Genomic DNA, 13,928 nt, shown 5'->3' on the forward strand with positions numbered 1-13,928 from the left:
AAAAAAATTTGCTTTTTATAAAAAAAGGTGTATAATAATACAAAATCTTTATTAAAGGAGATAAGTGATGAAAAAATCTAAACTAGCTTTCCTTGCAGGTGTCACGGCTGCTTCAGCCCTGTTCCTTGCTTCTTGTGGATCATCTGCAAAGTCTTCTCAGACGAACACTTTTTCATACGTGTATAGCACTGATCCAGACTCTTTGAACTACCTCCTTTCAAACCGTTCAACAACAAGTGATGTCACAACTAATTTAGTAGATGGACTTTTTGAAAACGACCAATACGGTAACTTGGTCCCTGCCCTAGCAGAAGATTGGTCTGTTTCTAAGGATGGATTGACTTATACTTACAAACTTCGTAAAGATGCAAAATGGTATGACTCAGAAGGGAACGAATATGCAGATGTCACTGCACAGGACTTCGTCACTTCTCTGAAATACGTAGCGGACAACAAATCAGATGCCCTCTACTTGGTTCAAAACTCAGTAGCCGGCCTGGATGACTATGTCACCGGTAAAAATACGGACTTCTCTAAAGTTGGAGTCAAAGCTGTTGACGACCATACCCTCCAATACACTTTGGCTCAACCTGAATCTTTCTGGAATTCTAAATTGACAACTTCGACCATGATGCCCGTCAATGAAAAATTCCTTAAGTCTGCAGGTAAAGACTTTGGTAGCGTCAAACCTTCTGGAATCCTCTACAACGGTCCTTACTACTTGAAATCCTTCACTTCCAAATCGTTGATGGAGTTCACCAAGAACGAGAACTACTACGACAAAGACAATGTGAAGATCGATGATATCAAATTGACCTACTTCGATGGTTCTGACCAAGACTACCTGGCTCGTAACTTCTCTGATGGAAACTTGACCACTGCGCGTCTCTTCCCAACGAGCTCAACCTTCAGTACCATTGAGAAAAAATTCAAGGACAATATCGTTTATTCACCACAAGATGCGACTGTCTACTATGTCTACTTCAACGTAAACCGTCAAAACTACGGTCATACTGAGAAAACAACAGACGACCAGAAGAACCAAACCAAAACAGCTCTTCAAAACAAAAACTTCCGTCAAGCCATCAACTTTGCCCTTGATCGTACTTCACTAAGTGCCCAATCAAACGGGAAAGATGGTGCTAGCAAAACCCTTCGTACGCTTCTTGTACCTCCAACATTTGTGCAAGTGGACAACAAAGACTTCGGTACTGTTGTTGAAGAAAAACTTGCTGCAACAGGAGATGATTGGAAGGATGTCAGCCTAGCTGATGCGCAAGATAGCATGTTCAATGCGGACAAGGCTAAAGCACAATTTGCTAAAGCCAAAGAAGAGCTCCAAGCACAAGGTGTTCAATTCCCAATCCACATCGACTATGTGGTTGACCAGTCTTCTGCTAGCATTGTGCAACAAGCTGATTCAATGAAAGACTCCATCGAAAAAACATTAGGAAAAGAAAATGTTGTCGTGGATGTTCAGAAATTGTCTACGGAAGATGCGGACAATGCAACCTACTTCGCTCAAAGTCCTGATCAAAAAGACTTTGATATGGATATCGCTGGTTGGGGGCCTGACTTCCAAGACCCATCAACTTACTTGGATATCTTCAATCCAGTCGATGGTTCAGCCTTAGCAGGTATGGGAATCAATCCGGCAACTGACCAAGCCCTAATTGAAAAACTAGGTTTGAACGAGTACAAACAACTATTGGATGATGCCAATGCAGAACAATTGGATACCAAAACTCGTTATGAAAAATATGCTGTTGCTCAAGCTTGGTTGACAGACAATGCCTTTGCACTTCCTGTCTACTCTAAAGGTGCTGTTCCTTCTATCACGAAGATTAAACCATTTACAAAAGCCTTCTCCTTGATTGGTATCAAAGACGGGGCTAGCTACTACAAGTACATGGAATTACAAAGTGATACAGTCACAACGGCTGACTACGACAAAGCTTATAAGAATTGGTTGAAAGAAAAAGAAGAATCAAACAAAAAAGCGCAAGAAGAACTTGCAAAACACGTGAAATAATCACGATAAAAACACCGAGGAAAAATCCTCGGTGTTTTAAAATGTAGACAAATTGTTTCTTTATATAGAACAAATTAGGAACACATAAATAATTAAGATAATACATCCAATTAGCTCATTCAAGCATACACTGAAACTTTCCGCTGTGAGAAAAGTGCTAGAAACATTCTTGTTTCTAGCACTCGGGAGTTTTGAAACGTTAGGTTCAAAACTAAGTCATGGAACTTCCTAGAAGTTCGCTGATGTCCGTACTCACCTAAGGAAAGTTTCAAGGGGAGCTTTATCTTCACCTATTTTCTTAAGTTTCCATCGTATCAAACGCTATCTCACGACAATCTTCCGATAACTTCTAGAAGTCAGAAGAAAGACGAGGACATAAGAGATGAAAAAGACAGCGCAGATGGAAAGAGTTGTTTGAAGGACCAAGCCCGCATTGGTCGCTCCTAAGATGGCTACGATTTTTGCAATCATCTTGTAGGCCACTCCTAGGTACAAGAAGGAGAAGAATAGTGGAAGGAAAAAGACGGTGAGAATCTGTTTGCGAATGGTGGTGCCGGTTTGCTTTTGGTCCAATCCTACTTGTTGCAAGATCACAAAATTATCCCGATCCTCATGACCCTCTGAAATCTGTTTGTAGTAAATGACGAGTACTGTAGCTAATAGAAAGATGACCGATAGGAAAATCCCAATAAAGAGGAGAGTCCCTGCTGTTTCACGCCACTCCTTCTCTATGCTGTATCGTTCAAATCCACCAAAGAAAGTCGCACCATATTGACTCATTTTGTCTGTCGAATAAAGGTCTTTGATCAAGCCACTGATGAAATCTTGATTCTCTTTATCTTTTGCAGTAATAGCGAATTCCAAATTTTTATCAACTTTTAGTCCCAGTTGGTTCAAGTCAGGGAGGACAAGGTACAAACCCATTTGATGTTGAAACAGGTCGGATTGAGGGAGTTTTCCTTGGATAAAATTGGATTCTAGTTTTTGTTTAATCGTGAAGGTCTTCCCATTGATTTCTAATTGCGAATCTAATTTTCCTGGATACTGATACCCATAGGCTAGGATTTCATTTTCCCCAAGCTCAACTTTTTGACCCGTCAGTTGCTCGTAAGTCGCCTGATCAAAAAAGTAGACGGTCCCCTCTGTCTTCATCTCCATCTCCTGACCAGCTTCTTGATAGGACTGCTCATACACCTCTAAGCTCCTTCCATCAATCTTTCGAATTTCAGCCGACCAGTATGTTGTCTGTGCCACCTGATAATCTGATAGATTTGTCGCATCGGCTGTTTTCTTAATTTGAGCTTGAACATCCTCAATAACCGATTCTGTCTCAGCATCTGAAGGCATATGCCCCACACTAATCATGTAATCAGAAGGGTAAACAGTATCTAGGTAATTCTGCCCTCCAATAAAGATATTGAGCGACCCGGTTAAGGTGACCAAGACCATGGTGGAAAGAATACTAATGGTCGCGAGGCCCGCTGCATTTTTTCGCATCCGAGCTATTAAGTTAGAGACAGATATAAAATTCTCTGGCTTGTAATAGTAGGATTTCCGACCTTTGAGAAATCTTAAGAAGGTAATGGATCCTGCGTTGAATAAGAGATAAGTCGCTAGAATGACCAAGATGACGGCAATAAAGAATCCTTGGACAGCCGCAACCGGACGCTCAACGGTTAGCGCTATATAAAAAGCAATTCCTAAGAGCCCTAGTCCTAACAGAGTTTGAACCAGCAAGAAGCGTCCCTTCTTCTCCCCTGCCTTTTTCTGTTGCATGAGGTGGAGGGAACTGTAGCGCAAGAGACGGAAAGAATTCAACAAAAGAATGAGTCCAAAAGCTAAGGCTAACCCAAGTAAAGTGTTAAGAACAGCCCCTATCTGGAAGGTTGATTGAATGACGACTGGTAGCCCCATACATTTTAGGAGCAAGGCAAAAATCAAGCGATCAAACAAGAGTCCCAAGCCCAGTCCTATTCCAACTGTGAGAACATAGAAGGAGAGCAATTCCCATAAGGTCATGACGAGAAGGTGCTTCTTCTCCATCCCCAAAACACTGTACAAGCCCAGTTCTTTGGAACGATTTTTCATGACATAGCCATTGGCATAAGCCACTAAAATGATGACGACTAATTGGACAACGAAACTACCAAAACCAAGAACAGTTCTCGCCGCTCCCCCTCCGTAAGAATCCTCTAAATGAGGGGTCGATGACAAGGCGATAAAACTATAAAGGATCATGGTCGTTAAAATAACAGCCAAGGCAAAGGGATAATAGAGCTTGCGATTTTGTTTGAGGTTGGAAAGAGCTAATTTACTTGTTAATTTGAACATCACGATCCTCCTTTCCCGCCATGACCGTCAAGGTATCTGAGATTTCTTGGAACATCTGACGCTCTGTCTTTTCTCCGCGGAAGATCTGGTTGTAAAGAATCCCATCCTTGATAAAGAGCACGCGCTTGGCCCGAGCTGCCGCTGCGGTTGAGTGGGTCACCATGAGAATAGTTTGCCCCATGCTATTGATGTCTTCAAAGACGTCGAGCAGTGCAGCCGAAGACTTGGAATCCAGCGCCCCTGTTGGCTCATCAGCCAGGAGAATTTCAGGTGAGGTGATGATAGCCCGTGCTACGGCTACCCGTTGTTTTTGCCCACCAGAGATTTCGTAGGGGTATTTTTCAAGCAGTTGGTGAATGCCCAACTCTCGACTGACGCTATCGACCTTACTCATCATTTCCTTGACCGGTCTGCGAGAAAGGACCAGAGGGAGAAGGATATTGTCCTTGACAGACAAGGTATCAAGCAAATTGAAATCTTGAAAGACAAAGCCTAGTTTTTCCCTACGGAAGCTCGACGCATCCTTGTTCTTGATGGTCGAGGTGTCCATGCCATTGAGGTAGACCCGTCCTTCGGTCGGCTGATCCAGCATGGCTAGGATATTGAGAAGGGTCGATTTACCGGATCCTGATTCCCCCATGATAGCGACATACTCCCCCTTCTCCACGGTGAAGTGGATGTCTTTTAGGGCTTCGACTTGCGTCCCTTGAAAGCGGGTTTTGTAAATTTTTTTCACATGTTGTACATCTAATAAGGCCATTTTCATTCTCCATTTCTATCTGGTTATATGATTGACATCCATAAAACTTTTTTACACCTCTATTGTAACGATTTGGAGAGAGTTCTACAATAAGCTAACCTTTCATTTTTAGCCTGATTTCTTACATTTCTGTAAGGTATTAAAAAACTAGCGTCCTTGCGGGAGCTAGTCCTTTCTTATAAAGCTGTGATGGCTGTGATCAAACCAAAGATGATCCCTGGTGCATTGGCTGCAGCAAGTGGGATATCACGTTCTTTTTTAAAGAGTCCGTAATAGACCCAAAGGCTACAGTTGATAGCGGCAACTAAAGGTTGAACAAAGTTTCCTTTGTGACCAGCAAGGTTATCCATGATTTGTGGGAAGTAAGACACGTACATCATCACAGACATAAAGGTCGCAACCCAACCAAGAATTTTCATTTGTTTTTCATTCATTTTCAAAATACCTTTCATTTTTTGAGTACGCACTATTCTAACGCTTGCCCTCTTAAAATTCAAGTGCTTTTTTCAAATGTTACTGAACTGTAAAGTGTCACAATCTTGTGATTTTGCAGGAAGATGGATTTCTCTTCGAGAGAGTCTTCTCTCTAGTAATTATTTTAGACACTTTGTCTAATTTTTTTGCAAATATAATCATTTTCATCTTGAATAGCATGCAAATTAATTGCATTATCTTCCTATTTATGCTATTTTGATACACAGAGGTAAAATTTTATGAATAAACAAAAAATCAACCAAATCGTTGGCTCGATCGGTGCCTTTATTGGGATTATCGTTTTCATTGCCTACATCCCACAAATTATTGCTAATTTACAGGGAAACAAGGCCCAACCTTTCCAACCCTTGTCAGCTGCTATTTCTTGCTTGATCTGGGTCATTTATGGTTGGACAAAGGAACCTAAAAAAGACTGGATTTTGATCATTCCGAATTCGGCAGGTGTCATCCTAGGAGGATTGACTTTCCTTACATCACTTTAATAGAAAGCGAACAAAGACTGAACTCGATTGGTTCAGTCTTTTTTATATCCCTTTGAAAAGCAAAAACAATCGCTGTCGATTTTCGCACAAAAGCCCGCCATGAGCGAGCTTAAAAAGTTGACAATTTTTACTTTGAATAACCTAATCTGGACTATTGTGCAAAAATATCCAAATGATTTCTAATTATTATTTAGAGTATATTGAAACTTTCTGCTGTGAGAAAAGTGCCTGAAATAATCATGTTTCAGGCACTCGGAATTATTGAGACCTTAGGCTCAATAATTAGTCATGGAACTTCTTCGAAGTTCGCTGACGTCCGTACTCACCTAAGGAAAGTTTCTAATTTGATTCGAGCTTCTTTTTCTTATATCTGCACAATCTTACGGTAGCTCCGAGAGGTGATCCAAAAGACGATCAGGTAGGTGATGAGAAAGACAGCACAGACACTGAGAGTCACGACGAGGACTTGGCTACTATTGATGACACCGAGCACTTTGAGAATGAGTCGGATCATATGGTAGGCAAAGGCCAGGTGGATAAAGGCAAAGATGAGAGGGAGGAAAAAGACAGTCCGTACTTGACGGTTGATGGTCCGTTTGACCTCGTGTTCATCAAGCCCCACCTGTTGGAGAATGACGAAGCGATCACGGTCTTCATAGCCTTCTGAGATTTGCTTGTAGTAGATGACGATGACCGTTCCGACCATGAAGATTAGTGACAAGAAAATCCCGATAAAGAAGATGCCACCAAAGAGACTATTCATCTCTGCCACATCATTGGCACGGTTGCCTCCATAGACAAATTTTCCTTGGGTCTGTTGGCTACTCAATTCATCGATCATCTTGTCATAACTAGCTGCTAGCTTGAGTTGCTGATCTTCACCGACATTGACATTGAATCCACCATAGATATTGGTATAGATGGCAAGATTTGGAAATTGGGCGATAAAGGCTGAGAGATCTGGCACGATCAGATAATTGAAATCCTCTGTAAGCAAATTGAACTGATTTGGAACATGATCGGTGATAAAATCCTTGGTCACTTCTTTCTTGACTTGGAAGTCTTGGCCATTGATGGTAAACTGCTTTTGGCCTTTGAGAGCCTCGTTATGAGCAAAGAGGATAACTTGGTTGCCAGTCAGATCGACTTGTTCGCCTGTCATATGTTCATAACTAGCTACATCAAAGACCATAAAGACAGTTTTAGGAGTGACGCTGCGTTCGTCAGCTGGATAGACCGTAAAGTCTGTGCCCTTTTGGGATTTGATTCCAAAGTTGGCATAGGTCATCAGGTCACGATTCTTGATTTCAAGCTGGTGCTCAGAAGCAAATTCATCAAATTTCTGATTGATTTGCTCCAGGTCTACCCCTTTTCCTTGGACAGAGAAATCATGAGGAGCCATAATTTTCTTGACCATTTCGCCACCAACATAGATGTTGGTCGCAGCAGAGATGGTCACTAGCACCATGGTTGAGAGGATGGCAATAGTCGCAAGTCCCACTGCATTTTTCTTCATGCGATAGATGAGGTTAGAGACCGAGATCATATTGTTGGGTTGGTAATAATAGCCCTTCTTTTTCTTAAGCAGATGCAAGAAGACGGTGATCCCAGCATTAAAGAGCAGGTAGGTTCCGATCATGACCAAGACAACCGCTAGAAAGAAAATCACAATCGCAGACAATGGGTCTTTGACTGACAAAGCCAGGTAGTAGCCAAAACTAAGAGAAACTAAACCCAGGATGGTTTGGGGCCACAAGAAGCGGGATTTCTTTTCACCACTAGCCTTCTCACGCGTCAACTGCAGGGCATTCAAACGGAGAATTCGCCAAGCATTGAGAAAAACTAGGAGGCCAAAGATGAGACCAAAGGTGACAAAGACCAAGATGACAATCCCAGGTTGGAAGGTGGATACCAGCTGGACCTTCATCTTCATGAGTTTCAAGAGAAAGGCAAAGATCAGCTTGTCAAAGAGAGCCCCGATCAACACTCCGCTTGAGATAGTCAAAAAGCCAAAGATCAAGAGTTCCTTGAAAATCATGCTGATGAGATGGCGCTTCTCAAGGCCCAGCATGCTGTAGATCCCCAGTTCCTTGGAGCGGTTTTTCATGACGAAGCTATTGGCATAGAGCACAATGATGGCCCCCGCAGCGTTGACCACAAACAGTCCCAAGCCAAGGGTGAAGAGCATGGGAGATCCCCCTCGAAGTTTTGAAATGTGGGGATTAAAGGTCAGGGAGTCAAAGAGGTAGGCGATGGTCACTGCGAGAATGACCGCAATCGCAAAGGGATAATAGAGCCTGCGGTTCTTAATCAGATTGGAGCAAGCTAATTTAGTGGTTAATCGAAACATCTACCCCACCTCACTTGCCATGACCGTCAAGGTATCCGAGATTTCTTGGAACATCTGACGCTCGGTTTTCTCCCCGCGGAAGATTTGATTGTAAAGAATCCCGTCCTTGATAAAGAGCACGCGCTTGGCCCGAGCTGCTGCTGCGGTTGAGTGGGTCACCATGAGAATAGTTTGCCCCATGCTATTGATGTCTTCAAAGACGTCGAGCAACGCAGCAGATGATTTGGAATCTAGCGCCCCTGTTGGCTCATCCGCAAGGAGGATTTCTGGCGAGGTGATGATAGCCCGTGCTACGGCTACCCGTTGTTTTTGCCCACCAGAGATTTCGTAGGGATATTTTTCAAGCAGTTGGTGGATGCCCAATTCCCGACTGACGCTATCGACCTTACTCATCATTTCCTTGACCGGTCTACGAGAGAGGACCAAGGGCAGAAGGATATTGTCCTTGACAGACAAGGTATCCAACAAATTGAAATCTTGAAAGACAAAGCCTAGTTTTTCCCGACGGAAACTGGAGGCATCCTTGTTCTTGATGGTTGAGGTGTCTATGTTATTTAGGTAGACCCACCCTTCGGTTGGCTGATCCAGCATGGCTAGGATGTTGAGAAGGGTGGATTTCCCGGATCCTGATTCCCCCATGATGGCGACGTATTCCCCTTTTTCCACGGTGAAGTGAATGTCCTTTAAGGCTTCGACTTGCGTTCCTTGAAAGCGGGTTTTGTAGATTTTTTTGATATGTTGAACGTCTAGTAATGACATGTTTTTCTCCTTTAACTAGTAGATCAAGAAAAATTCTTGGGTTTGTTGCAAGACTTTGCGACCAAATTCTACCTTTTCCAGATCAGTTTGGTTATTTGGTTTCTTAATCTTTTTGGGTTGTTTCATCCATTTCAAGAGTTTCATTTTCTTGACCTCCTTTATTTGATGAGACTATTGTATAAAAAATAAAAGGTGGTCACCATAACCTAACCTTTCATTTTTAAAATCTAACCTTACATTTTTGTCATTTTCAAATAAAAGAGAACCTTAGGGAGAGAATCATTAGTATAGGCGAGTTCCCCTAATCCATCACCAATTTCTTCTCCTCAAAACGTATGGCAACAGTCGTCCCTTGGCCAACTTGTGAGGTCATTTGGAGTTGATGCCCTAGCTGGTCTGCAATCTTTTTAGACAGATAGAGGCCTAGTCCCGAAGATTGCTGGGTCAAATGCCCATTGTAGCCGGAGAATCCCCGCTCAAAGACACGGAGTATGTCGCTATCCTTGATTCCAATCCCACTATCTTTCATATAAAGCGTCTGGTCTTTGAAATAGATCTCAATCCCGCCAGTGCTGGTATACTTGAGGCTATTAGACAGCAATTGCTCGATGATGACCAAGAGCCACTTGCGATCGGTGATGACCCTAGCATCTAAATCATGCAGATCCACCGTTAAGCCCTTCTGGATAAAGAAGATGGCATACTTTCGCACGACTTCTTTGACCAAGTCCTCTAGTGACACGCGCTTCAAGACCAGATCATCGTGAAAGCTTTCGAGTCTCAGATACTGGAGGACCACGTTGGCATAAGAGTCGATCTTAAAGAGTTCCTGCTCCATTTGCTTTCTCAGGTCGCTGTCTTTTATATTTTGAACCAAGAGTTGGCTGGCCGCAATGGGGGTCTTAATCTGGTGGACCCAGAGGGTATAGTAATCCATCAGATCATTGTAGGTCTCAATACTCACTGTCGTCTGCTCCCGCTGGGCTTGCTGACTGGCTGCTAGCTTTTGACTCAAGACCTTTTCTAGAGGAGTCTCAGCTACCCCCTCTCCATAGAGCACTTCCTTCTGATAAGCCTGATACTTAGCAACCGTATCCCAAATAATAAGGAGAAGAGTCAAGAAAGCCAAAATTCCCGTCAGGTAAAGGAGGAAATGGCGGTAGCCTTCGAAAATATAGGCAAACAAGAGGAGGGAAGAAAGGAGTAATCCCAACAAATAGAGATAACGACGATGAGCAAGCAGATAGTGCTTAACAAAAAAGAATCGATTACCCATTGCTCAACCCGTATCCTATCCCTTTTTTCGTTTCAATAAAATGTTCCAGTCCTGCTTCTTCTAGTTTCTTCCGGAGTCTAGCTACATTGACCGAAAGGGTATTGTCATCAATGAAGAAATCACTGTTCCACAATTCCTTCATCAGGTCATCTCGAGCCACTACACTTCCAGCCTTCTCAAACAGAATGCGAAGGATTTGAAATTCATTCTTGGTTAGATTGACCACTTCTCCCTCGTAGACCAGATCCATGGATTTGAGATTGAGGATAGCACCCCGGTGTTCTAACAAATCTTGATCAGTCCCAAACTCATAAGAGCGGCGAAGGAGTCCCTGAATTTTCGCCAGGAGGACATTGGGATCAAATGGCTTGGTCACATAGTCATCTCCTCCCATATTGATAGCCATAACGATATCCATGGCTTGATCGCGTGAGGATAAAAACATGATCGGCACTTTGGACACCTTGCGGATCTCCTGGCACCAATGATAGCCATTATAAAGAGGAAGGCCGATATCCATCAGAATCAAATGAGGATTGGTCTGGACAAAGGTACCCAGTACATCCATAAAGTCATCAACTGCAATGACTTCAAAGCCCCACTGCTCCATGATGATCTTCACTTGTTGGCGAATGGTTTCATCATCTTCGACAAGAAGAATTTTATGCATGCTCTTTCCTGCTCTTTCTTACTAGAATGTTACCCTTTCATTATATCAAATTATCCAAGAAGCATACATATTTTTCGACAGCATTGCATAGAGGTCATCAATTTCCTATTTTTATTGAGGGGCTTTTCAGGTATTTTATGCTATACTGAACATACAGATACAAAGGAGAATCCCATGTCCACGATTTTTGATTATCTAGACCATGTCAGCTATGATTCTATTTACGATCGCCCCTTTAAGGAACTCGATGTTCTGGCTCTGACGGAGCTGACCTATCTTCCTTTTGATCGGATCGTGCCCCAAGGAGATACGACCAATATTGAAGTCCGCTTGTCTGATGCGACAGAGCTGGTCGATCAGACCACCGATTTTATCGTGACGGACCAGCACTTGCAGTTAGTTGATAAGCTGGCTACATCGAAACGCTTTAAGAATATCAAACTGCTCAACTATGTCGATGAATATGACCTTGATGTTCAGAAACAGTTTGCGGCCATGACTTATCGTCTCACCATGGATGTTTATTTGGTTGTCTTCAGAGGGACGGATGATACCTTGATTGGTTGGAAGGAAGACTTCCACATGACCTACATGGACCATATCCCAGCTCAGAGACGTGCAGCCAGCTACCTACAACATGTCATGAAGGAGTTCCCAAAAGGACACTTCATGGTAGCCGGACACTCCAAAGGGGGCAATCTCGCAGCCTACGCCTGCTCCTACCTTCCTGATCAGCTGTTCAAACAAGTCGATGCCATCTACTGTTACGACGCTCCAGGTCTCAACAAGTCCATTATCAAAACAGAGGGCTACCAACGAATCGCACACCTCATTCATCGCTATGTCCCACAAGGATCCATCGTCGGCATGATGCTGGAAGTTCCTGAGCCTGCTACGATCGTCAAAAGTCGAGCTTTTGGTGGCTTTGCCCAGCATGACGCCTTTACTTGGATGGTTGAAAAGGATGGATTTGTGACACTGGATCAAACTAGTCCCGATAGCCAGCAGATGGTCCAAACCTTAAAACAGTGGGTACAAGAAGTGCCTGACAGCCAACTCAAGAAATTTTTCGATACCTTCTTTGGCCTCTTCTTGGATGCAGGAATTACTTCAATAAACGATTTGATGAACTTGAAAAATTTCTCCAAGATCAAAGATATCTTTCAAAACACTCAGGAACTAGACCCCACCGAGCGGGAAATGCTGGAACGTCTAGCTAAGCAACTCATCGATACCCGTGTCCAAGCATGGAAAAAATGGCAAACAGTTCCTCGTATCCTGGTTCAAATGGCTGCATTTTTCAAACGAAAACAAGCAGTCGAAACCACCTCCCCACTGCTCCTTGAGCATAAAGAGTAAGTTTAAAGAGACAGGTTGAAGTAAGAAATAATCAACTCCTTCAGCACCTAGTGATAAACAATTGAACCAAAACAAAACCCAGGAAATTGAATTTCCTGGGTTTTTTGATTCTTATTGACGATAGAAGTATTGATCTGCTGGATAGTTTCCAGCTGATTGGGTAACAACTAAGCGAGGTTTGCTCTTATCTGACTGGTCTCCATCAGGATTTTCAAAACCAATCTTAAAGAGGCCAACTGCCACTCCTGTTTCTCCCACACGTAGATCTACATAAGGGACTTTACTTGTCTTATCCGAGTTCGGCACTGCTTTTAATCTTCCTTGGCCCTTTACAGTTCCATCTTCTTGGATGACCATCTCTTGTCCTTTGGCATTGCGCCATGTCCCTGCCAGACTTGAGAAATCTCCATTATTGATGGCCGCAATATCGAGGTCTGCTTCCTTCTTCGGCTCTGGGTAAGCTTCCCACCACTTGTCCTGGTAGGCATGGAAGGAGGCTTGATGGTAGAAGATACGTCTCAACGGTGAAACGACGCCATCAGGACCTTGAACATTTTCAGGAATCAAGGTGACAATCAATTCTTGACCAGGACTTGCTCCGGTTGTCCCAGCTTGGACAAAGTAAACCTGATAGGTCGCGCCTGCTTTCTTAGGTTTCTTATCTTTATTGAGGACAAATTGGACATTGGTGGCTCCACTCCAGAAGCTCCATCCATTGTCCTTATCAGAGTAGATAGAAGGAAAGACAGTAGTCCGGTGATTGTAATAATCTTCTGGACTATAGCCATACAACTTAAAGCCTGAATCTGCAATCTGTTGTTCAATAGATTCATTAGAATAACTTCCTGAGAAGGTTGTCAAATCTCCATCCAGTACTGCGTCATCTGGATTCGTCGACTTGAAGAAATCCTTCCGATTGGCAAAGACCATTTCGTGATCAGGATCTTTGTCTGACATGGTGACCGTAATGAGAGGATCTTTATCTGATTGGTATTTAAAGATACGAACAGTGATGGTAAAATCAGTATTTCCATCTGACTTTTTCATCTGACTGGTAGAAACTTTATTGGCTCCTTCTACTTTGAAATCAGTTGAGAAAGTTGCTGAAACAGCACCATCATCTGTTTGATAATCAATTTTCCAAGATTTCCCATCTTTCTGTATCTTGGCCTTATCACGCGCGCTAGAGACATATTCACCAGACAAATCGATGGCTTTTTCCTTAGATGAGGACGAGGTCTTCGAGGTCTGGTTGAACTCTTTTTGATGATCCGGTTGGATATTGGAGCTAGAGTAGAGATAGACTCCTCCAATTAGAACCACTGCACTCACAAAAGCGATGATCATCCAAAGATATTTCTTATCTAACTTTTTGATCATTTCAATACCTCCTTGAAATGGTAGTTACCTATTA

General features: G+C 42.9%; 12 protein-coding genes. 3 read left to right on the top strand and 9 right to left on the bottom strand.

What is annotated here, in order from left to right; translation table 11 throughout:
* The first annotated feature begins 67 nt into the window (after window positions 1-67).
* Window positions 68-2,032: a peptide ABC transporter substrate-binding protein gene (locus ACOXXR_RS06820; RefSeq protein ID WP_445278324.1), complete on the top strand. Its 1,965-nt coding sequence runs from the start codon at window positions 68-70 to the stop codon at window positions 2,030-2,032.
* Window positions 2,033-2,353: 321 nt separating this feature from the next.
* Here ACOXXR_RS06820 and ACOXXR_RS06825 read toward each other — a convergent pair whose 3' ends face one another.
* From ACOXXR_RS06825 to ACOXXR_RS06835, 3 genes are all read right to left on the bottom strand, one after another.
* Window positions 2,354-4,363 carry an FtsX-like permease family protein gene (locus tag ACOXXR_RS06825; protein ID WP_445278325.1) on the bottom strand — a complete coding sequence of 670 codons (2,010 nt, stop codon included), beginning with the start codon at window positions 4,361-4,363 and terminating at the stop codon, window positions 2,354-2,356.
* On the bottom strand, window positions 4,344-5,123 hold the full coding sequence (locus ACOXXR_RS06830; RefSeq protein ID WP_445278326.1) for an ABC transporter ATP-binding protein: 780 nt from the start codon (window positions 5,121-5,123) through the stop codon (window positions 4,344-4,346). The genes ACOXXR_RS06825 and ACOXXR_RS06830 overlap by 20 nt, the downstream gene beginning before the upstream one ends.
* 176 nt (window positions 5,124-5,299) lie before the next feature.
* Window positions 5,300-5,557 (bottom strand): SemiSWEET family transporter, encoded by a 258-nt coding sequence (locus ACOXXR_RS06835; RefSeq protein WP_003006102.1) that lies wholly within the window; start codon window positions 5,555-5,557, stop codon window positions 5,300-5,302.
* A gap of 279 nt (window positions 5,558-5,836) precedes the next feature.
* Between ACOXXR_RS06835 and ACOXXR_RS06840 the strand changes: the two genes are divergently transcribed.
* Window positions 5,837-6,100 carry a SemiSWEET family transporter gene (locus ACOXXR_RS06840; RefSeq protein WP_003012241.1) on the top strand — a complete coding sequence of 88 codons (264 nt, stop codon included), beginning with the start codon at window positions 5,837-5,839 and terminating at the stop codon, window positions 6,098-6,100.
* 364 nt (window positions 6,101-6,464) lie between these two features.
* Here the strand turns inward: ACOXXR_RS06840 and ACOXXR_RS06845 are convergent, their stop codons facing one another.
* The 5 genes from ACOXXR_RS06845 to ACOXXR_RS06865 form a co-directional block, all read right to left on the bottom strand.
* Window positions 6,465-8,450: an FtsX-like permease family protein gene (locus tag ACOXXR_RS06845; protein ID WP_445278327.1), complete on the bottom strand. Its 1,986-nt coding sequence runs from the start codon at window positions 8,448-8,450 to the stop codon at window positions 6,465-6,467.
* The gene (locus ACOXXR_RS06850) at window positions 8,451-9,209 is read right to left on the bottom strand and encodes an ABC transporter ATP-binding protein (RefSeq protein WP_445278328.1); all 759 of its coding nucleotides are present in this window, start codon (window positions 9,207-9,209) and stop codon (window positions 8,451-8,453) included.
* 15 nt (window positions 9,210-9,224) lie between these two features.
* Window positions 9,225-9,353, bottom strand: coding sequence for a hypothetical protein (locus tag ACOXXR_RS06855; protein ID WP_267913801.1), 129 nt, complete (start codon window positions 9,351-9,353; stop codon window positions 9,225-9,227).
* Window positions 9,354-9,510: 157 nt separating this feature from the next.
* Complete coding sequence (locus ACOXXR_RS06860) at window positions 9,511-10,485, bottom strand: sensor histidine kinase (RefSeq protein ID WP_048789740.1); 975 nt, start codon at window positions 10,483-10,485, stop codon at window positions 9,511-9,513.
* Entirely contained in the window at window positions 10,478-11,155 is a 678-nt protein-coding gene (locus tag ACOXXR_RS06865) for a response regulator transcription factor (RefSeq protein WP_048789741.1), read from the bottom strand. Before ACOXXR_RS06865 ends, ACOXXR_RS06860 begins: the two co-directional genes overlap by 8 nt.
* 174 nt (window positions 11,156-11,329) lie before the next feature.
* Between ACOXXR_RS06865 and ACOXXR_RS06870 the strand changes: the two genes are divergently transcribed.
* A complete protein-coding gene (locus tag ACOXXR_RS06870; protein WP_445278329.1) occupies window positions 11,330-12,514 on the top strand; it encodes a DUF2974 domain-containing protein in 1,185 nt (394 codons plus the stop codon).
* Window positions 12,515-12,625: 111 nt separating this feature from the next.
* Here the strand turns inward: ACOXXR_RS06870 and ACOXXR_RS06875 are convergent, their stop codons facing one another.
* The gene (locus ACOXXR_RS06875) at window positions 12,626-13,894 is read right to left on the bottom strand and encodes a DUF6287 domain-containing protein (RefSeq protein WP_445278330.1); all 1,269 of its coding nucleotides are present in this window, start codon (window positions 13,892-13,894) and stop codon (window positions 12,626-12,628) included.
* Window positions 13,895-13,928 lie beyond the last annotated feature (34 nt).

The organism is Streptococcus sp. KHUD_013 (assembly GCF_052588545.1).